Here is a 17,975-nt window from a genome sequence, read left to right as displayed (position 1 = left end):
GGCAGTGAGTCCTTTAAGAAACGCATCGAACGACCGACGTGAACACGCCTGCTGGTCGCCAGAGTTGGCAGTGCGCAGTCAATTGCGCGGCCCCCGTCCCTAAAAATCCCCTGAACCGACTATAGCCAGCAGGTACCCGTGCTTGATCCCTCTAAAGTGTGATTTGCACGTTCGTACCGCACCCGACGTGGTGGCGAACCGATCGAAGCGCAGGCAGCGGCAAGGATGGCTCAATTTTGCCATTTGACAAGGTTGGCGAGTGTCTGGAATGCGGGTCGCGCCCCCCAGGGCACGACCCGCCAGGCATCACAGGGTAGACAGAAATGTGCTGTTACTTTCTTGCCACTGACTGATATCGATCCGAATGCGTTTCTTGTCGAGCTTGCCAACACTGGTCTTGGGAATTTCGGTAACAAGGGCAATCTGGCTGGGGATCGCCCACTTGTTGATCAGGCCCAGTTCCACGAAGGGCTTGAGGTGTTCCTTCAGTTCTCGCGCATCGATAGCCGCCCCCTCTCGCACCACCAGCAAGGCGAACGGACGCTCGCCCCATTGCGGATCGGCCACGCCCACCACTGCCACTTCGCGGATGGACGGGTGACGGCTGATGAGGTCTTCGAGTTCCAGTGACGAGACCCATTCGCCACCGGTCTTGATCACGTCCTTGATGCGGTCGCGAATATCGATCACGCCCATGCTGTCGAGGGTGGCGACATCACCGGTGTGCAGCCAGCCGCCCTGCCACAGCTCGACGCCCTTCTGCGGCTCGCGAAAATACCCCATGCTCAGCCACGGCGCCCGCAGTACCAGTTCGCCCTGGGTTTCGCCATCGGCCGGGAGGAAGTTGCCCTCGCCATCGATCACCGCAGCCTCCACCAGCGGCACCGGCACCCCGGCCTTGATGCGATAGGTGATGCACTCATCGTCGCTGCCGGCCAGCAGCTCTTCGTTGAGGTGCGCACACGCCACCAGCGGGCAGGTTTCCGACATGCCATAGGCCGCGGTCAGCTGGATGCCCTGGGCCTTGGCGGCTTCGTACAGTGCCCGGTTCAAGGCACTGCCGCCGATGATGATCTTCCAGCCGCCGAAGTCCTGGGCCTGCGCGCCCTTGGCATTGAGCAGCATCTGCAGGATGGTGGGCACGCAGTGCGAGAAGGTGACCTTCTCGGTGCGCCACAGCTGGCACAGCATCTCCGGCTCGTAACGCCCCGGGTAGACCTGCTTGAGGCCGAGCATGGTGGCCACGTAGGGAATGCCCCACGCATGCACGTGGAACATCGGCGTGATGGGCATGTACACATCATCGGTGCCCAGCAGGCGGATGCTGTCGATGCTGCCGGTGACCGTGGCCACGCCCAGGGTATGCAGCACCAGTTGGCGGTGGGTGAAGTACACCCCCTTGGGGTTGCCGGTGGTACCGGTGGTGTAGAAGGTGGTGGCCACCGAGTTCTCGTCGAAATCGGGGAAGTCGTAGGTGGTGTCGGCAGCGGCCAGCAACTGCTCGTACTCGCCCACCAGGTTGGGCAGGTCGGCCGTCTTGTCGGCGCCGTCGGTCAGCAGCAGGGTCTTCTCCACCGTGGTCAGTTGCGGTGCAATGGCCTGGTACAAGCCGATGAAATCGCTGTTGACCAGCACGAAGCGGTCCTCGGCGTGGTTCATGGTGTAGAGGATCTGTTCCGGCGACAGGCGCACGTTGATGGTGTGCACCACCGCGCCGATCATCGGGATGGCGAACATGCATTCGAGGTAGCGATGGCTGTCCCAGTCCATCACCGCCACGGTGTCGCCTGCCTTGACCCCGGCCTCGGTCAGCACGTTGGCCAGCCGCGCGATGCGCTCGTTGAGGGTCAGGTAGTTGTAGCGCAACTGATCGCGGTACACGATCTCGCGGGTCTTCTCGTAGCGGCTGCCCGACATCAGCAGGCGCTTGATCAGCAACGGGTAATCGTAGGCGCCCTCAGCGGGGGCAATAATGCGAGTCTGCAACATGGGAGTCCCTTTTCTCGAGTGCGCTTGCATAGCGGTACAGCCCTCACTCTAGAACGCGATTGTGACGCTCAAATCAGCCAAAGGAATGATTTGCGCACAACAGGGATGAGCGGCCAGTGGCCAGCAGTGCCCGAAACACCTTGCCCAGGGCATTCCCGATGCTTGACTCTCCCCCAGGGGGCAGACGCTAGCCTGCGCGCTTTGCCCCCTGGAGCATGCCCGATGCAAAAACGTGTGCTGGTGATCCTTGGCCACCCAAGTCAAACGAGCTTCTGTGGTGCGCTCGGCACGCAGTATGCCGAGGCTGCCCGCAGCGCTGGCCACGAGGTACGTGTGCTGGCACTGGGCGACCTGGCGTTCGACCCGGTGCTGCGCCAGGGCTACCGAGAACCGCAGCCGCTGGAGGCCGACCTGGTCCAGGCCCAGGCGCAGTTGCTGTGGGCCCAGCACCTGGTGCTGGTGTTTCCCATCTGGTGGGGGGGCGTGCCGGCGCTGCTCAAGGGCTTTCTCGACCGCACGCTGCTGCCGGGGTTCGCCTTCAGCTACCAGGGCGGCTCGCCGTTCCCGAAAAAACTGTTGCACGGGCGCACCGCCGACCTGCTGGTGAGCATGGACACCCCGCCCTGGTACTACCGCTGGGTGTATGCGATGCCCGGCCTGCACCAGATGCGCCGCACCACACTGGCCTTCTGTGGCATCACCCCGAAAAAGACGTTAACGTTCGGGCCGATTCTCGGCTCCACGCCCGCCCGGCGCGATACCTGGCTGCGCAAGGTCCGAGCCCTGGCCATGCGCTGAGAAGGACCTCCATGTACATCGGCAAAGCCGCCCAGCTGTCGGGCGCGACCATCAAGTGCATCCGCCACTACGAAACCATCGGCCTGCTGCCGCCGGCCCGTCGCCAGGGCCGCTACCGCGTCTATGACCAGCGCAGCGTCGAGCTGCTGGCGCTGATCAAGTGCGCACAGAAGCTCGGCTTTACGCTCAAGGAGATGCAGGCTCTAATGCAGGGCGACTCGAGCGCACCGCGTGAACGCCTGCGCCTGGCCATTGCCGTCAAGCAGACACAGTTGCAGGCGCGTATCGACAGCCTGCAGGCGCAGTTCGACGGGCTGCGCGAATTCGAGGCAAGCCTGGAGCAACTGCCCGACGACTGCTATGCGCTGTACCCGATGCCCCGCTAACCTCTTCCCGACTCAGGAGCCTGCACCATGACGCTGCGCCGCGCTGTCTTTCTCGACCACAGTTCCCTGGACCTGGGTGACCTCGACCTGAGCAGCCTGCGTGGTTGCTTCGATGACCTGCAGTTGTACCCGAGCACCGCGGCGCACCAGGTGGTCGAGCGCCTGCAAGGCGTGGGCGTGGCCATCAGCAACAAGGTGCCACTCGACGCTGCCACCCTGGCCGCCTGCCCCGACCTGAAGCTGATCCTGGTGGCCGCCACCGGCACCAACAACGTCGACCTGCAGGCCGCCCGCGCCCAGGGCATCGTGGTCAGCAACTGCCAGGGCTACGGCACCCCTTCGGTGGCGCAGCACACCCTGGCACTGCTGCTGGCACTGGCCACGCGCCTGCCCGATTACCAGCAGGCCGTGGCCGAGGGCAAATGGGCCCAGGCCAAGCAGTTCTGCCTGCTCGACTTCCCCATCGTGGAGCTGGAGGGCAAGACCCTCGGCCTGCTCGGCCACGGTGAACTGGGCGGTGCGGTGGCACGCCTGGCCGAAGCCTTCGGCATGCGCGTGCTGGCCGGCCAACTGCCTGGGCGCCCAGCCCGCGACGATCGCCTGAGCCTGGACGAGTTGCTGCCGCAAGTGGATGCCCTGACCCTGCACTGCCCGCTCAACGACAGCACCCGGCACATGCTCGGCGCCGCCGAACTGGCCCTGCTCAAGCCTGGCGCGTTTATCGTCAACACCGCCCGCGGCGGGCTGATCGACGAGCAGGCGCTGGCCGATGCCCTGCGCAGCGGTCACCTGGGCGGCGCCGCCACCGACGTGCTCAGCGTGGAACCGCCCGTGCACGGCAACCCGCTGCTGGCCACCGACATCCCGCGCCTGATCGTCACCCCGCACAGCGCCTGGGGCGCGGTCGAGGCGCGCCAGCGCATCGTCGGCCAACTGACCGAGAACGCCCAGGCCTTCCTCGCAGGCAGCCCGCGCCGAGTGGTCAGCTAAGTTCTGCTAGAATTCGCGACTTTTTGCAGAGGGGCGCCGACCATGGACCCGCGTAGTGAAGTGTTGCTCCGTCAGGCCGAGCTGTTCAAAGGCCCCTTGTTGCTGGCCGGGCTGCCCGCCGACGACCTGCTCGCCAGCCTGCCCGCCGCCCACGGCTGGAGCTGGCACGCCGGTGACCAGGCGACACTGGAGGCGCGTTTTGCCGGGCGCAGCCACTACGGTGTGGAGGTGCCGCCGGCAAGCTTCGACAGCGCGGTGCTGTTCCTGCCCAAGTCGCGCGAGCTGGCCAACTACCTGCTCAACGCCCTGGCCTCGCGCCTGGGCGGTCGCACGCTGTACCTGGTGGGCGAGAAGCGCGGCGGCATCGAGGGCGCGGCCAGGCAACTGCACGCCTTCGGCAAGCCGCGCAAGCTCGACAGCGCCCGCCACTGCCAGTTGTGGCAGGTGAACATCGACACGCCGCCCCAGGCCCAGCCACTGGAGAGCCTGGCGCAACGTTTCGAGCTGGCGCTGGCCGAAGGCCCGTTGCAGATCGTCAGCCTGCCCGGCGTCTTCAGCCATGGGCGGCTGGACCGTGGCAGTGCGCTGCTGCTGGACAACCTCGACCAGCTGCCGCTGGGCCATGTGCTGGACTTCGGCTGCGGCGCCGGCGTGCTGGGGGCGGCGATCAAGCGCCGTTACCCGCAAAGCCGGGTAACCCTGCTGGATGTGGACGCCTTTGCCGTGGCCAGCAGCCGTTTGACACTGGCCGCCAACGCGCTGGAAGGCGAGGTGATCAGCGGTGACGGCATCGACGCCGCGCCGCGTGATCTGGACGTGATCCTGAGCAACCCGCCGTTTCATACCGGGGTGCACACCAATTACCAGGCATCGGAAACATTGCTGAAAAAATCGGCCGATCATCTGAAAAAAGGCGGCGAACTTCGGCTTGTGGCCAACAGCTTCCTGCGCTACCAACCGCTGATCGAAGGCGCATTGGGCAACTGCGCGATTCGTGACGAAGGCCAGGGCTTCCGGATTTATCAGGCAACACGTCGGTAAAAACTTCGCTTGCCCAAACGGTTTTGCCTAGGCAGAATCCGCTCCGTCCTAGGGGAGTAGTCTCCCGCGAGCACCCAGCTCGCCCGGTACGCGTCAACATACTTGGTCCTCAGACCATGGCGCGTACGACCCACGGTCCGCACAGACGGATCCAGGGTTTGACAAGACCTATGACACGCACACCTTACCCGGGGCGGGAAGGCTGTACGTGTCATAGCCGTGTCGACCCGCCCCCGTAGGAATCCTGATGCTGGAATCATTGCTCGTCCCCACCGCTATCGTTGCGCTCGCCGAAATCGGCGACAAGACGCAATTGCTCGCGCTCATTCTGGCTGCACGCTTTCGCAAACCCTGGCCGATCATTGCCGGTATCGTTGCTGCGACCCTGGCCAACCATGCGGCGGCCGGCGCGGTGGGCGCCTGGTTCGGCAGTTTCTTCTCCGAAGCCACCCTGCACTGGATCCTGGCTGCAAGCTTTGCGGCCACCGCCCTGTGGACGCTGGTGCCGGACAAGATGGATGACGATGAGGCCAGCACGGCGCGACGCTTCGGGCCGTTCCTGACCACGCTGATCGCGTTCTTCATTGCCGAGATCGGTGACAAGACACAGGTGGCCACGGTGATGCTGGCGGCGCAGTACCCGCACCTGATCATGGTGATCATCGGCACCACGCTGGGCATGCTGATTGCCAACGTGCCGGTGGTACTGGCGGGGAATTTTGCCGCGGAGAAACTGCCGTTGACCCTGATCCGTCGCCTGGCGGCCACGGCATTCGTGGTGCTGGCGCTGGTGGCGGTGTATTCGGCGATGAAGGTCAGCGGGTGGGTGGGCTGACCGGCAACCGGCGGTGAAGCCTTCGCTGGCAAGCCAGCTCCCACAGATACCCCACTGCTCTCAAGATCAGTGCCATCCCTGTGGGAGCTGACTTGCCAGCGAAAGGCCCGCCGAAGATTTACTTCTTGGCCTGCTCGTACAGCGGCATCACCTTCGGAATCGCCGCCTGCAACGAGGCAATACGGCTGGTGGACGCCGGGTGAGTGCTCATGAACTCCGGTTGCGAACCACCCGAGGCAGCGCTCATCTTGTTCCACAGCGTGATTGCCGCGTTCGGGTTGTAACCGGCGCGCGCCGACAGCTCCAGGCCGATCAGGTCAGCCTCGTTCTCGTTGGCGCGGCTGTTGGGCAAGGTCATGCTGTACTGCACCACCGTGTCGGCAATCGCCATGCTGTCCTGACCCAGGCCCAGCAATGCACCCGCGCCCTGGCGCGCCATCTCTACGCCGTACGCCTTGGACATTGCCTCGCGACCATGCTCACGCAGGGCGTGGGCAATCTCGTGGCCCATCACCGCAGCGATCTCGTCGTCGGTCAGCTTGAGCTTGTCGATCAGCCCGGAGTAGAAAATGATCTTGCCGCCAGGCCCGCAGTTGGCGTTGAGCTCGTCGCTGTCGATCAGGTTGACTTCCCACTTCCACTGCGCGGCATCCGGGCGGAACTTGGGCGCCTGCACGATCAGCCGATCGGCGATGGCCTGTACGCGCTTGGCGTTGGCGCTGGTCTTGTCCAGCACCCCCTTGCTCGAGGCCTCACCCAGCGTCTGCTGGTAAGACTGCGCGTACATCTGGTTGACCTCGTCGGTCGACAGCATGCTGAACATGTACTGCTTGCGCTCCACGCCCACCGCACCACCACTGGTGGTACTCACGGCCTGGCAACCACCCAGCAGCACACTGGCGCTCAAGGCACCGATAACAACTGATCTACGCATGAAAACACTCCCTTCGAACATGCGGCGTATCCTAGGACGCGCATCATAAACGCGCTACCGCCGTTCGCGAAGAATTCCGTGAACGCACTCATGCTTTTCTGCTCCCGCGCCGATAACGCAAGGCAAGCGACCTACTTTGCGCTCGGAGCTCCCATGAAGTTCAAGTCGATCCAGTTTTCCGTGGCCGCACTGGCCGGTGCCATCGTGCTGAGCATCGTCGCCGCCCTGGTGGCGTATGCGGTGTATGCCGGTGCACACACCCAGGCGCTGGTGCAGGCACGTACCCAGCAGCAGTTCGAGGCCCTGATCAAGCAACGCCTGAGCGCCCTGGCGCAAACCCAGGTAAGCCAGATCCAGCGCGGTCTCGAAGCGCCGCTGCTGGTTGCCCGCGGCCTTGCCACCACCAACGCGATGATCGGCATGCGCGATGCGACTGACAACCCGCAACTGCGTATCGAGCGCGAACAGATGGTCGAGCTGGTCCGCCAGACCGCCCTGGCCAACCCCTCCTTGCTGGGCGTGTATGTAGCCTGGGAACCGAATGCCCTGGACCGCGATGACGCACGCTTCCTCGGCACCCCGCTCAAGGCCATCGACAGCAAGACCGGGCGTTTCCTGCCCTGGTGGTACCGCAACGAAGATGGCAGCCTGAGCCTGGACAAGCTCGAGGACGTCGACAACCAGAGCATGCTGCCCACCGGCATCCGCGCCAGCGAGTACTACCTGTGCGCCAAGGAAAGCCGCAAGGCCTGCGCGATCGACCCGGCGCCCTACAAGGTCGGCAACAAGACCGTGATGCTCGCCTCCTTCGTCGAACCGATCCTGGTCGACGGCGCCTTCCAGGGCATCGCCGCCGCCGACCTGTCGCTGGACTTCATCCAGGACATGCTCAACGCGGCCGACCGCCAGCTCTACGATGGCGCGGGGGAACTGGCGCTGGTGGCGGGCAACAATCGCCTCGTGGCCTACACCAAGGACGCGAGCAAATTCGGCGAAAAGATCGAAGACGTGCTCGACGCCAACGAGATCGACAACCTCAAGCAGATCAACAGCACCGACCTGCGCTATGAATTCGATGCCGTCGGCGGGCATATCGAGCTGTACCTGCCCTTCATCATCGGCAACACCGGTGCGCGCTGGACGCTCATGCTGCAACTGCCTACCAGCGCGGTGATGAGCGACGCCGATGCGCTGCAGAACGACCTCAGTGCCCAGCGTGCCACCGACATCACCGGCATGACCCTGGTGGGCCTGGCCATCGCCGCCATCGGCCTGCTGGTAATCTGGCTGCTGGCCCACGGCATTGCCCGCCCGCTGCGCCAGATGGTCAGCATGCTTGACGACATCGCCCAGGGCGAAGGCGACCTGACCCGCCGCCTGAGCAGTGACCGTGCCGACGAGCTGGGCTCGATCGCCAAGGGCTTCAACACCTTCCTGGCCAAGTTGCAGGCGATGATCAGCCAGGTGGTGGCCTCGGTGCAGAAGGTCAGCGATTCCTCCGAGCACACTGCCGACATCGCCATCCGTACCAACCAGGGCGTGCACAAGCAGATGGCCGAGATCGACCTGGTGGCCACGGCGGTGCACGAGATGACCGCCACCGCCCAGGACGTGGCACGCAATGCCACCCATGCCGCGCAAGCGGCGAGCAACGCCGATCAGGCGGCCAACCAGGGCCTGGAGATCGTACGCAGCACGTCGAGCTCGATCAGCGCGCTGGCCGAGGAAATCGGCCGTGCGGTGGGCGTGGTGCAGGCGCTCGCGCGCGACAGTGAGAACATCAATGCGATTCTGGTGGCGATCCGTGCGATTGCCGAACAGACCAACCTGCTGGCGCTCAATGCCGCGATCGAGGCGGCACGGGCCGGCGAGCAGGGACGCGGGTTTGCCGTGGTGGCCGATGAAGTGCGCAACCTGGCGCAGAAGACCCAGCAGGCCACCGAAGAAATCCAGCAGATGATCCAGCAGTTGCAGCAGGGCACACGTGATGTGGTGCGGGTGATGGAGGACAGCCAGGGCAAGACCGAGGTCAGCGTGCAGCAGGCGGCGCAAGCGGCCCAGGCACTGGAGAGCATCACCCGGGCGGTGTCGGTGATCAATGACATGAACACCCAGATCGCCAGTGCAGCCGAAGAGCAGAGTGCGGTGGCTGAAGACATCAACCGCAACGTGATCAATATCGGCCAGGTGGCCAATGAAGTGGCCGGTGGCGCGGATGAGTCGAGCAGCGCGAGTGCGGAGTTGACCAAGCTGGCAGAGCAGCAGCGCCGACTGATCAATCAGTTCCGCGTCTAGCCGCAAAAGCTTCGCTGGCAAGCCAGCTCCCACAAGGGTTTTCGGCGTTCGCCGAACCCTGTGGGAGCTGGCTTGCCAGGCGCGCCCTTAGGCCGGGGTCAGGCACTCAGGGGCATTGAGCTTCGGATCATTCACCAGGTTGGCCAGCACCCGCTCGCGCAGCGCCGCCTGTGGCCCCGCCAGCAATTCCTGCAGCTTCACCAGTGGCGTCTGCGGGTCGAGCCAGGCGGCCTGCCCGGCTGCGTCCAGAATCAGCGGCCGACGCTGATTGACCGCCGCCTGGGTCACCACCGCCGTGCTCAGCCACACCTGGTCCTGCACCGGATACGCTTCCCACACCCCGGCAAAGAACAGTGACGAGCCCTCCCCCGGCGTCAGCCAGTACGGCCGCTTGCGTGCCGTACCGCGCCATTCGTAGAAACCGTTGGCCGGCAACAGGCAGCGGCGCAGGCGAAACGCTTCGCGAAACATCGGTTGCTCGGCCAGGGTTTCGGCGCGCGCCTGGGCCGGCGTGCGCGACAGGTCGGTGAGCCAGGCCGGGGTCAGGCCCCAGCGCGCACGCGCCAGCTGCAACTGGCCGTCGAGCTGACGCTGGATCAGCACCGAGGCCCCCGGCGAGATGTTCCATTGCGCCTGCTGGTCAGCCGGGAAGCCCGGCAATGCGGCAAAGGCCGAAGACCAGCGAAACAGGGCGTAACGTCCACACATGAGCAAAACCTAGCAAATCAGTATTCCCGGAAGGCTCTCCGGTTCGTCGCCAGCAAGCGGCTGGGCGCCATTGTACGCAGCGATCAGCTGGCGTGCGTACTCGGCCTGCTCGTCGGGTACCGCCAGGCCCAGCAAGCCCTGCATCGGCAACTCGCCGATGGCGCCCATCAGGTCGCGTCCGCTCAGGTGCGCCTTGACCCCTTCGCTGCGCAGCATGCCGATCAGCAATTCGGCCTCCAGCAGGCTTTCCGGCTCGTAGATTCGTTGCATCAGTCGTTCTCGCTCTTCGCTTCGAGCATCCATTCGTCGCCGTGCACCTGCAGGATGAACGTGATGGGCCGGCAACACACCTGGCAGTCCTCGATATAGGTCTGGTCGCCACCGGACAGGTCCACGGTGGTTTCCACTTCCTCGCCGCAGTAAGGACAATCATAGGTAGCAGATTCGAGCATCGCGGCCTCCCAAGTGACTTGTGCGTATAATTGCCGGTCTATTGTCAGGCCCTGCCGGTGTCTGAACCGTTTTTTCAGTCCGCAGCCTTACCTATTACCCTAGCCGTTTCCAACAAGAGAGCATGATGGGCGAATTCGATGCCATCCGACCGTACAACGACGCCGAGGTGCCCGCCGTGCTGGCGCGCCTGCTCAGCGACCCGGCATTCCTGGATATCCTCACGCACTTTCGCTTCCCGCGCATGGCCGGGGCCATGGGCTGGCTGCTCAAGCCGCTGATCGCCCGGCGCCTGCGCAAGGAGTTTGCCGGGGTCAGTTGCGTGTCGACCCTGCAGGACAAGGTGGAGTACTACGTCGACCACACCATCGACCGCGCCACCGACGGCGTCACCTATACCGGTGTCGAGCAGTTCAAGTCAGGCAGCGCCTACCTGTTCCTGGCCAACCACCGCGATATCGTGATGGACCCGGCCTTCGTCAACTATGCGGTGTACCACGCGGGCCTGCCGACGCCGCGCATCGCCATTGGCGACAACCTGCTGCAAAAGCCCTTCGTCAGCGACATGATGCGCCTGAACAAGAGCTTCATCGTGCACCGCTCCATCAGCGGGCGCCGCGAAAAACTCGCGGCCTACCAGTTGCTGTCGGCCTACATCAACCACTCGATTCGCAACGACTGCGCCTCGATCTGGATCGCCCAGGCCGAGGGCCGGGCCAAGGACGGCGACGACCGTACCGATTCGGCCATCCTCAAGATGTTCCACATGAGCCGCAAGGACGAGCCGTTCGGTGCGGTGATCCAGTCGCTGAACCTGAGCCCGGTGTCGATCAGCTACGAGTACGACCCGTGCGACCAGGCCAAGGCGCGCGAGCTGTACATCCGCGCCACCACCGGCACCTACAGCAAGGTGCCGGGCGAGGACGACGTGAGCATCGCCCAGGGCATCACCGGCTACAAGGGCCGGGTGCACATCAACTTTGCACCGCCCGTGAGTGCGTACTTCGAAGACACCAAGCAACTGGCAGTGGAAATCGACCGGCAGATTCTGGGTGGCTACCGGCTGTTCCCGGCGCATTACCTGGCGTATGCGCAGTGGGCCGATGCCGACCCGCAGCTGCAGGTGCCCAAGGCGGCCGAGGTGTTCCCGGCCGAAGAACTGGCGCGCGCCCAGGCCGAGTGGCAGCGTCGCCTTGACGCCTGCCCGGCAGAGCACCGGCCGTACCTGGTGTTGCAGTACGCGATGCCGGTGCGCAACCAGTACCGCGTCAAGGCCGGGCTGGCGCTCTAGACCGCGTCGCCTGCTTCGCTGGCAAGCCAGCTCCCACAGGGTTTCTGGTGCTCACATGACCCTGGGGGAGCTGGCTTGCCAGCGAAGGGCACGCCTCAGATCCAGGTACTGAACCACGACAGCAGCAACGCCATCGCCAGGCACGCAAAACCCATGATGTAGTAGAACCGGTTCACCCGCAGGTTCATCCCCTCCACCCTCAGATCATCGCGTGCCATTCCCGCCAGCGCCTGCGCGCCACGGCGGCGAGCCGCCTGCAGCAACAGCCCGCCCGGGCAGGTTATCAACAGGGCCAGCAGATTGATCAGCTTGGCCGGATGGGCCGCGAACAGCCCCCAAATCACTTGCAACGACATCGCAAAACCTCGAAAAAACCGCGAAACCATCAGGACGCCGCGCATTCTACCCAAGCCTTGGCAGCGCACCCGCACTTTACGACCGATGACAATTAATTCCGGCCGTCACACGTTCGTCATCCAGACACGCCACCCTATCGGCCTTCACCACCACCGGAGCTTGTCATGCTGCACGCCGAAAACCAGGACCGCCTCTATCTGATCGCCCCCAGCGACGAACAACAGGCATTGATCGACGGCCTGGCCTTCAACGTCCAGGACCGCCAATGGCTGGTGTACTGCGCCCTCGGCGGGCATGCCCACCACGACCTGCCGGAAGTGGACCACGGCACCGGCATCAGCCTGCTGGACTTCTACATCGAAGCCGCCTGAGCCTCGTCCTGCCCACAAAAAAGCCCGATGCCTGCCACGCAGACATCGGGCTTTCTTGTGGGTAGCCGGGGCGGGCGTTACTCGCCCAGCACCTGACCGACGGTCGGGTCCTTGAACAGGCGGGTCAATGCATCGCTGAGCACGTCCCCCACCAGCTTGGTGTTGGTTTCCTGGTTGGGCGCCATGCCGAAGCGCTGGTCCAGCGAGGCACCGTAGCGGCCGCTGTAGCGACGGTTGGCATTGGCCACGTCGGCACGGAAGGTCGCACCAATGGTGGCCTCGGTCACGTACAGGCCTTCCTTGGGCGACTGGTACTTCAGTTCCGCCAGGGTCACGGTCAGTTGCGGCGCGTTGTAGGCGTTGGGCGTCGGGGTGAAACCCAGCAGGCGCACGGCAGCTTCGGCCTGGGCCTGCAGTTTTGGCAGGATGTCGTTGCCACTGACGCTGATGGCGCTGGTCTCCGGGTACAGCCCGCCACGGGTGCCCAGGGTCTGCGAGGCGCGGCCGTCGACCACCTTCACCACCACCGGCTGGCCGTGACCGACCGGCGCGAGCTGGGCAGTGAGTTTGGGTTGCGGGCTGAGTTGTTGCGGGCTGTGGGCACAACCGGCCAGGGTCAGGCTGGTGACAGCGATCAAACCGAACAACAAACGTTGCAACATGCTCATCTCTCCAGGAATAGCAGTAAAGGCCGCCAGTATAACCAGCGCGGCCCACCCCAGCTATCGGCGGGCCACTGTCATAATCGTTTCATCACTTTCACCGTAAGCTGGCGTCAGTTTCCTACAGGTAGCCCGCCATGCGCTCACTCTGGACCCTGCTGTTCCCCCGCCCGACCCCACGCCAGTTCGCACGCCTGGATGCCCACGGCCACTGCCTGGCCTTCAGGCAATGCCAGCAGGCGCCCAGTGGGGCCGGCTGGGTCGAAATCAACGAAATCCGCCTGTACTGGATGAACCGCCCGCTGCCTGCCAGCGCCCGGGTTCTGCCGCGTGCCCGCCACAACCGGCTCGCCCGCGCAGTGGTCGCCTGAGCAAACAGCAATAAAAGTCATTAATAAAGATCGTTTCTGCCCGCGACCTCGCTATAATCTCCCCCCGATTATAAGGACGTCTCCTGATCGGGCCCCGCAACACCGCCAATGTCACTGCATCGGCACTCCCAAAACGCCCACAGAGAGCCGCCCACACAGGTCTTGCCAAGCCGGTGCGTGTGCTTTTTCGTCGCCACTGCGCTCTGCCTGAACCTGCGGGTTTGCCACCGCGCACACCCTTTTTGAGGTTCACGACTCCAAAAGAGCGTGAAAAAACGGTTTTCACAACTTCACAAGAGTGTGGCGAGCAATGAACAGTCTGGCAGGTGTAAAAGCATCAACAGCGTCCCGAACAGCCCCGAACTGCTGGCAACAGCGCCCATCTGAGATGGGTGACTGAAGCCGGCCCATAGCGCACGATGGACACCTTGACCATAAGTCGAATTGCCGCACGGGCGGTAAAATGCGTTCATAGGCAACGCAAAGCCCTGTTGCTGGTGTCCGTGGAAGTTGAAAAACCTGCGAAGTAGCGGACATGGCGGTCCCGGCCAAGCCTGGGATCCTATGCTGTCAATTTGGTGCTGAAGATTTTGGAGACGCGTTAATGGCGCAGAACGAAGCAGTCGATGTAGTACTGGTAGGGGCCGGCATCATGAGCGCCACCCTGGCCGTACTGCTCAAGGAACTCGACCCGGCGATGAAGCTGGAAGTCGTCGAGTTGATGGATTCGGGTGCCGCGGAAAGTTCCAACCCGTGGAACAACGCCGGGACCGGCCATGCCGGGCTGTGTGAACTGAACTACACGCCGCAGGCCGCCGACGGCAGCATCGATATCAAGAAAGCGGTGCACATCAATACCCAGTTCGAGGTGTCCCGGCAATTCTGGGCCTACCTGAGCAAAAAGGGTGCCTTCAAGAACCCGCGTGCCTTCATCAACCCGATCCCGCACCTGAGCTATGTCGAAGGCGACAAGGGCGTCGCGTTCCTGAAGAAGCGGTTCGAGTCGCTCAAGCCGCATCACGCCTTCGCCGAGATGGAATACACCGAAGACAAGGCGCTGATGAACGAGTGGATGCCGCTGATGATGCCGGGCCGCCCGGCCGATCAGCAGATCGCCGCCACCCGCGTGATGAAGGGCACCGACGTCAACTTCGGCGCGCTGACCAACAAGCTGCTCAAGCACCTGGCCGACACCCCCGACTCGCAGGTCAAGTACTGCAAGAAGGTGACCGGCCTGCGCCGCAACGGCAGTGGCTGGACCGTGACCATCAAGGACGTCAACAGCGGCAGCAGCCGCGACGTCGACGCCCGCTTCGTGTTCCTCGGCGCCGGCGGCGCGGCGCTGCCGCTGCTGCAACTGTCGGGCATCGAGGAGAGCAAGGGCTTTGGCGGCTTCCCGGTCAGTGGCCAGTGGCTGCGCTGCGACAACCCCGAGGTGGTCAAGCACCACCAGGCCAAGGTCTACAGCCAGGCCGCCGTAGGCTCGCCGCCGATGTCGGTCCCGCACCTGGACACCCGTGTGGTGGACGGCAAGACTTCGCTGCTGTTCGGCCCGTACGCCGGCTTCACCACCAAGTTCCTCAAGCACGGCTCGTTCCTCGACCTGCCGCTGTCGGTACGTGCCGGCAATATCGGCCCGATGCTGGCCGTGGCCCGCGACAACATGGACCTGACCAAGTACCTGGTCAGCGAAGTGATGCAGTCGATGGAGCAACGCCTGGAGTCGCTGCGCCGCTTCTACCCTGAAGCCAAGGCCGAAGACTGGCGCCTGGAAGTGGCCGGCCAACGGGTGCAGATCATCAAGAAAGACCCGAAAAAAGGCGGCATCCTGCAGTTCGGTACCGAGTTGGTCGCGGCCAAGGACGGCTCGCTGGCCGCCCTGCTGGGCGCCTCCCCAGGCGCTTCGGTGACGGTCTCGATCATGCTCGAACTGATCGAGCGCTGCTTCCCCGAGCAGGCCAGCGGTGCCTGGGCAGCCAAGCTCAAGGAAATCTTCCCGGCGCGGGAAAAGGTCCTGGCCAGCGACGCTGCGCTGTACCACAAGGTCAGCACGCACAACGACGAGGCCCTGGGCCTGGTCGAGAACCAGCCGACGCAAAGCTACGCCTGAGCGTGACGCATAAAAAAACGCCCTTCGGGGCGTTTTTTCATGGGCGCTTGAAGCTCAGCCGCGAGCCTTGTCGATGATCTCGACGTACTCGGGCGCGTTGCGCTGATCCTTGATCACCTCGACAAAGGTCAGGCCGTGCTCGTCCTTGCCGTCCAGGTCGTACCCGGCCTCGACGAAGAACCCGACGAAGCGCTCGAAGTCATCGATGCGCAGGCCACGGTAGGCCTTGATCAGTTTGTGCTGCGAGGGGGAGGTGACAGCATCGGCCGGTTCGTACTGGAGGAACGACTTGATGTACTCGTCGCTGATCTCATCACCAATCACTTGCTTCTTGTCTTTACGCATTGCCGACTCCAGCTGAACCATCACGGACATTTTTCACGGGCCGGCAGTTTACCCCTGCGCGGCGTTGCGGCTCAACGCGCGCGTAGGGTGCCGGTGTGCAGATCGGCCCAGATATGCCCGTTGGGGTAGCTGAGGAACTGCACATAGACGGTGTCATTGCGCAGCAGGTCGAGGATCACGCGGTACTGGCTGGCAGGGTAATTGAGGGTCAGGGTGCGCGTCTTGGCGTCGAACACCGGCTTGCGCAGGCTCTTGCCTTCACCGTCGAAACTGACCAGCACGTCGCTGATCGTGGCGCCCTTGTTCATCGGCTTGCCCTTCAGACGCATCAGCAGCGGCGCGGTCACCGGGATCGGCTGCTGGTTGGACGGGCGCTGATTGCCGACCACCACCGAGTACTGGGTGACCTGCAGCAGTTGCTGGGCTTCGGGGGGTTCCTGGCGCAGGGTGAGGTCGTCGGGCGGCAGGAACTGGCTGTGCAGGGGGGCGGCGGCCAGTGGCAGGCTGGTCAGCAGCAGCAGGGCGAGGATGGCGCGCATGGCAGGCTCCTTGGGGGCGGCCTGGCACTCTAGCATGAGTTTTCGGTGAAGCTGACGGCCTCTTCACTGGCAAGCCAGCCCCCACAGGGATCACTGCAGCCCTTGTGGGAGCTGGCTTGCCAGCGAAGGGGTCGACGCGGTTTACATGCCCTTCACGGCATAGATACCCGCCGCATTGCGCCAGTAGCCCTTGTAGTCCATGCCGTAGCCGAACACATAGCGGTCCACGCAGCTCAGGCCGCAGTAGTCGGCCTTGAGCTCGGCACTGGCCTTGCGATCATGTTCCTTGTCCACCAGCACGGCGGTGTACACCGCCTTGGCGCCGGCATGCTTGCAGAAGTCGATGATCGCGCTGAGGGTGTGCCCTTCATCCAGGATGTCGTCGATGATCAGCACCTCACGATCGATGAACGACACCTCCGGCTTGGCTTTCCAGAACAGGTCGCCGCCACTGGTCTGGTTGCGGTAGCGGGTGGCGTGCAGGTACGAGGCCTCCAGCGGGAACTGCAAATGTGTCAGCAGCTTGCCGGCGAAGATCAACCCGCCGTTCATCACGCAGAACACTACCGGATTGCTGTCGGCCAGGTCGGCGCTGATCTGCGCACCGACGCGGGCGATGGCCGCTTCGACATCGGCTTCGCTGTGCAGGCAGTCTGCTTCGCGCATGACTTGACGGATGTGCTCGAGATCGGCAGACATGATGCTCTCCGGGGGGCAGCTATTGAGAAAAGCGGGCAAAGGTACGCACCCGCACGCATCAGATCAAGCGTTTATGGACTAACGTGCACATTGCCTACAGGACACCCGCGACTGAATAGATTAATCTAGCGCGGTTTTTTTGCCCGCCCCCGGAGCCTTTTCCCTATGCCAACCCGTGAGATCCGCCACCCGCTGATCCGTCACAAGCTCGGCCTGATGCGCCGCGCCGATATCAGCACGAAGAATTTTCGCGAACTCGCCCAGGAAGTCGGCGCGCTCCTGACCTACGAGGCGACCAAGGATCTGCCGCTGGAAAGCTATGACATTCAAGGCTGGTGCGGCACCGTGCAGGTCGAGAAGATCGCCGGCAAGAAGATCACCGTCGTGCCTATCCTGCGCGCCGGCATCGGCATGCTCGACGGCGTGCTCAGCCTGATCCCGGGCGCCAAGGTCAGCGCAGTGGGTGTGGCGCGCAACGAGGAAACCCTCGAAGCGCACACCTACCTGGAAAAACTGGTACCCGAGATCGACGAGCGCCTGGCCATGATCATCGACCCGATGCTGGCCACCGGCAGCTCCATGATCGCCACCATCGACCTGCTCAAGAAAGCCGGCTGCAAGGACATTCGCGCCATGGTGCTGGTCGCCGCCCCCGAGGGCATCGCCGCCGTCGAGCGCGCCCATCCGGATGTGCAGATCTACACCGCATCGATCGACGAACGCCTGAACGAACACGGCTACATCATCCCCGGCCTGGGCGATGCCGGTGACAAGATCTTCGGCACCAAGCAGAAGGACACCTGA

At 63.9% G+C, this 17,975-nt stretch carries 21 protein-coding genes, 1 pseudogene and 1 riboswitch; of the genes and pseudogenes, 12 read left to right on the top strand and 10 right to left on the bottom strand.

Going from position 1 to position 17,975, the window contains the following annotated elements; translation table 11 throughout:
• Positions 1-306 precede the first annotated feature (306 nt).
• Entirely contained in the window at positions 307-1,989 is a 1,683-nt protein-coding gene (locus tag KUO17_RS11000; RefSeq protein WP_217975591.1) for a fatty acid--CoA ligase, read from the bottom strand.
• A gap of 222 nt (positions 1,990-2,211) precedes the next feature.
• On the opposite strand from KUO17_RS11000, the gene KUO17_RS10995 reads away from it, so the two are divergent.
• The 5 genes from KUO17_RS10995 (at position 2,212) to KUO17_RS10975 (ending at position 6,039) form a co-directional block, all read left to right on the top strand.
• Complete coding sequence (locus KUO17_RS10995) at positions 2,212-2,787, top strand: NAD(P)H-dependent oxidoreductase (RefSeq protein ID WP_217975590.1); 576 nt, start codon at positions 2,212-2,214, stop codon at positions 2,785-2,787.
• Positions 2,788-2,798: 11 nt separating this feature from the next.
• Entirely contained in the window at positions 2,799-3,173 is a 375-nt protein-coding gene (locus KUO17_RS10990) for a MerR family transcriptional regulator (protein ID WP_217975589.1), read from the top strand.
• Positions 3,174-3,200: 27 nt separating this feature from the next.
• Positions 3,201-4,163: a 2-hydroxyacid dehydrogenase gene (locus tag KUO17_RS10985; protein ID WP_217975588.1), complete on the top strand. Its 963-nt coding sequence runs from the start codon at positions 3,201-3,203 to the stop codon at positions 4,161-4,163.
• A gap of 42 nt (positions 4,164-4,205) precedes the next feature.
• Positions 4,206-5,204, top strand: a complete 999-nt coding sequence (locus KUO17_RS10980) for a class I SAM-dependent methyltransferase (RefSeq protein WP_217975587.1) — start codon at positions 4,206-4,208, stop codon at positions 5,202-5,204.
• 38 nt (positions 5,205-5,242) lie between these two features.
• Positions 5,243-5,364, top strand: a riboswitch (yybP-ykoY riboswitch).
• Between the two features lie 87 nt (positions 5,365-5,451).
• Positions 5,452-6,039: a TMEM165/GDT1 family protein gene (locus tag KUO17_RS10975; protein ID WP_043864356.1), complete on the top strand. Its 588-nt coding sequence runs from the start codon at positions 5,452-5,454 to the stop codon at positions 6,037-6,039.
• 118 nt (positions 6,040-6,157) lie between these two features.
• Here the strand turns inward: KUO17_RS10975 and KUO17_RS10970 are convergent, their stop codons facing one another.
• A complete protein-coding gene (locus KUO17_RS10970) occupies positions 6,158-6,973 on the bottom strand; it encodes a M48 family metallopeptidase (RefSeq protein WP_217975586.1) in 816 nt (271 codons plus the stop codon).
• Between the two features lie 90 nt (positions 6,974-7,063).
• Between KUO17_RS10970 and KUO17_RS27145 the strand changes: the two are divergent.
• Both KUO17_RS27145 and KUO17_RS27140 read left to right on the top strand, forming a co-directional pair.
• A pseudogene (locus KUO17_RS27145) lies at positions 7,064-8,413 on the top strand (methyl-accepting chemotaxis protein); the annotation flags it as partial.
• 12 nt (positions 8,414-8,425) lie between these two features.
• Positions 8,426-9,268, top strand: coding sequence for a methyl-accepting chemotaxis protein (locus KUO17_RS27140; RefSeq protein ID WP_425274847.1), 843 nt, complete (start codon positions 8,426-8,428; stop codon positions 9,266-9,268).
• Positions 9,269-9,355: 87 nt separating this feature from the next.
• Here KUO17_RS27140 and KUO17_RS10960 read toward each other — a convergent pair whose 3' ends face one another.
• Genes KUO17_RS10960 through KUO17_RS10950 form a run of 3 tightly spaced genes read right to left on the bottom strand, consistent with a single transcriptional unit; the run spans position 9,356 to position 10,428 of the window.
• Positions 9,356-9,976 (bottom strand): SOS response-associated peptidase, encoded by a 621-nt coding sequence (locus KUO17_RS10960; RefSeq protein WP_163943331.1) that lies wholly within the window; start codon positions 9,974-9,976, stop codon positions 9,356-9,358.
• Between the two features lie 9 nt (positions 9,977-9,985).
• Positions 9,986-10,246 (bottom strand): putative signal transducing protein, encoded by a 261-nt coding sequence (locus tag KUO17_RS10955; protein WP_217975584.1) that lies wholly within the window; start codon positions 10,244-10,246, stop codon positions 9,986-9,988.
• Positions 10,246-10,428: a CPXCG motif-containing cysteine-rich protein gene (locus tag KUO17_RS10950; protein ID WP_217975583.1), complete on the bottom strand. Its 183-nt coding sequence runs from the start codon at positions 10,426-10,428 to the stop codon at positions 10,246-10,248. Before KUO17_RS10950 ends, KUO17_RS10955 begins: the two co-directional genes overlap by 1 nt.
• A 125-nt stretch (positions 10,429-10,553) precedes the next feature.
• Between KUO17_RS10950 and KUO17_RS10945 the strand changes: the two genes are divergently transcribed.
• Positions 10,554-11,717 (top strand): 1-acyl-sn-glycerol-3-phosphate acyltransferase, encoded by a 1,164-nt coding sequence (locus KUO17_RS10945; RefSeq protein ID WP_217975582.1) that lies wholly within the window; start codon positions 10,554-10,556, stop codon positions 11,715-11,717.
• A 95-nt stretch (positions 11,718-11,812) separates the two neighbouring features.
• On the opposite strand, the gene KUO17_RS10940 is transcribed toward KUO17_RS10945, so the two are convergent.
• On the bottom strand, positions 11,813-12,073 hold the full coding sequence (locus KUO17_RS10940) for a hypothetical protein (protein WP_217975684.1): 261 nt from the start codon (positions 12,071-12,073) through the stop codon (positions 11,813-11,815).
• A gap of 165 nt (positions 12,074-12,238) precedes the next feature.
• Here KUO17_RS10940 and KUO17_RS10935 point away from each other — a divergent pair, with 165 nt between their 5' ends.
• The gene (locus tag KUO17_RS10935) at positions 12,239-12,445 is read left to right on the top strand and encodes a hypothetical protein (RefSeq protein WP_217975581.1); all 207 of its coding nucleotides are present in this window, start codon (positions 12,239-12,241) and stop codon (positions 12,443-12,445) included.
• A gap of 77 nt (positions 12,446-12,522) precedes the next feature.
• Here KUO17_RS10935 and KUO17_RS10930 read toward each other — a convergent pair whose 3' ends face one another.
• Positions 12,523-13,107, bottom strand: a complete 585-nt coding sequence (locus tag KUO17_RS10930; protein WP_217975580.1) for a YajG family lipoprotein — start codon at positions 13,105-13,107, stop codon at positions 12,523-12,525.
• Between the two features lie 137 nt (positions 13,108-13,244).
• Here KUO17_RS10930 and KUO17_RS10925 point away from each other — a divergent pair, with 137 nt between their 5' ends.
• Together KUO17_RS10925 and mqo are read left to right on the top strand one after the other, a co-directional pair.
• Entirely contained in the window at positions 13,245-13,478 is a 234-nt protein-coding gene (locus KUO17_RS10925) for a hypothetical protein (protein ID WP_217975579.1), read from the top strand.
• A gap of 604 nt (positions 13,479-14,082) precedes the next feature.
• On the top strand, positions 14,083-15,588 hold the full coding sequence (gene mqo / locus KUO17_RS10920; RefSeq protein ID WP_217975578.1) for a malate dehydrogenase (quinone): 1,506 nt from the start codon (positions 14,083-14,085) through the stop codon (positions 15,586-15,588).
• A 54-nt stretch (positions 15,589-15,642) separates the two neighbouring features.
• Here mqo and KUO17_RS10915 read toward each other — a convergent pair whose 3' ends face one another.
• The 3 genes from KUO17_RS10915 to KUO17_RS10905 form a co-directional block, all read right to left on the bottom strand.
• Positions 15,643-15,933, bottom strand: coding sequence for a PA4642 family protein (locus KUO17_RS10915; RefSeq protein WP_217975577.1), 291 nt, complete (start codon positions 15,931-15,933; stop codon positions 15,643-15,645).
• Positions 15,934-16,004: 71 nt separating this feature from the next.
• Entirely contained in the window at positions 16,005-16,472 is a 468-nt protein-coding gene (locus KUO17_RS10910; RefSeq protein WP_217975576.1) for a hypothetical protein, read from the bottom strand.
• 141 nt (positions 16,473-16,613) lie between these two features.
• A complete protein-coding gene (locus KUO17_RS10905; RefSeq protein WP_217975575.1) occupies positions 16,614-17,171 on the bottom strand; it encodes a hypoxanthine-guanine phosphoribosyltransferase in 558 nt (185 codons plus the stop codon).
• A 165-nt stretch (positions 17,172-17,336) separates the two neighbouring features.
• Here KUO17_RS10905 and upp point away from each other — a divergent pair, with 165 nt between their 5' ends.
• Positions 17,337-17,975 (top strand): uracil phosphoribosyltransferase, encoded by a 639-nt coding sequence (gene upp / locus KUO17_RS10900; protein ID WP_217975574.1) that lies wholly within the window; start codon positions 17,337-17,339, stop codon positions 17,973-17,975.

This window comes from Pseudomonas aegrilactucae (genome assembly GCF_019168305.1).
Taxonomy (GTDB): Bacteria; Pseudomonadota; Gammaproteobacteria; order Pseudomonadales; family Pseudomonadaceae; genus Aquipseudomonas; species Aquipseudomonas aegrilactucae.
The sequence above is the reverse complement of the archived record's forward strand: the minus strand, read 5'-3'. Positions and strand labels throughout refer to the sequence as shown.

Coding starts and splice junctions, on each gene's coding strand:
- KUO17_RS11000 (WP_217975591.1), bottom strand. CDS start 1,989: ATGTTGCAGACTCGCATTATTGCCCCCGCTGAGGGCGCCTACGATTAC.
- KUO17_RS10995 (WP_217975590.1), top strand. CDS start 2,212: ATGCAAAAACGTGTGCTGGTGATCCTTGGCCACCCAAGTCAAACGAGC.
- KUO17_RS10990 (WP_217975589.1), top strand. CDS start 2,799: ATGTACATCGGCAAAGCCGCCCAGCTGTCGGGCGCGACCATCAAGTGC.
- KUO17_RS10985 (WP_217975588.1), top strand. CDS start 3,201: ATGACGCTGCGCCGCGCTGTCTTTCTCGACCACAGTTCCCTGGACCTG.
- KUO17_RS10980 (WP_217975587.1), top strand. CDS start 4,206: ATGGACCCGCGTAGTGAAGTGTTGCTCCGTCAGGCCGAGCTGTTCAAA.
- KUO17_RS10975 (WP_043864356.1), top strand. CDS start 5,452: ATGCTGGAATCATTGCTCGTCCCCACCGCTATCGTTGCGCTCGCCGAA.
- KUO17_RS10970 (WP_217975586.1), bottom strand. CDS start 6,973: ATGCGTAGATCAGTTGTTATCGGTGCCTTGAGCGCCAGTGTGCTGCTG.
- KUO17_RS27140 (WP_425274847.1), top strand. CDS start 8,426: ATGATCAGCCAGGTGGTGGCCTCGGTGCAGAAGGTCAGCGATTCCTCC.
- KUO17_RS10960 (WP_163943331.1), bottom strand. CDS start 9,976: ATGTGTGGACGTTACGCCCTGTTTCGCTGGTCTTCGGCCTTTGCCGCA.
- KUO17_RS10955 (WP_217975584.1), bottom strand. CDS start 10,246: ATGCAACGAATCTACGAGCCGGAAAGCCTGCTGGAGGCCGAATTGCTG.
- KUO17_RS10950 (WP_217975583.1), bottom strand. CDS start 10,428: ATGCTCGAATCTGCTACCTATGATTGTCCTTACTGCGGCGAGGAAGTG.
- KUO17_RS10945 (WP_217975582.1), top strand. CDS start 10,554: ATGGGCGAATTCGATGCCATCCGACCGTACAACGACGCCGAGGTGCCC.
- KUO17_RS10940 (WP_217975684.1), bottom strand. CDS start 12,073: ATGTCGTTGCAAGTGATTTGGGGGCTGTTCGCGGCCCATCCGGCCAAG.
- KUO17_RS10935 (WP_217975581.1), top strand. CDS start 12,239: ATGCTGCACGCCGAAAACCAGGACCGCCTCTATCTGATCGCCCCCAGC.
- KUO17_RS10930 (WP_217975580.1), bottom strand. CDS start 13,107: ATGTTGCAACGTTTGTTGTTCGGTTTGATCGCTGTCACCAGCCTGACC.
- KUO17_RS10925 (WP_217975579.1), top strand. CDS start 13,245: ATGCGCTCACTCTGGACCCTGCTGTTCCCCCGCCCGACCCCACGCCAG.
- mqo (WP_217975578.1), top strand. CDS start 14,083: ATGGCGCAGAACGAAGCAGTCGATGTAGTACTGGTAGGGGCCGGCATC.
- KUO17_RS10915 (WP_217975577.1), bottom strand. CDS start 15,933: ATGCGTAAAGACAAGAAGCAAGTGATTGGTGATGAGATCAGCGACGAG.
- KUO17_RS10910 (WP_217975576.1), bottom strand. CDS start 16,472: ATGCGCGCCATCCTCGCCCTGCTGCTGCTGACCAGCCTGCCACTGGCC.
- KUO17_RS10905 (WP_217975575.1), bottom strand. CDS start 17,171: ATGTCTGCCGATCTCGAGCACATCCGTCAAGTCATGCGCGAAGCAGAC.
- upp (WP_217975574.1), top strand. CDS start 17,337: ATGCCAACCCGTGAGATCCGCCACCCGCTGATCCGTCACAAGCTCGGC.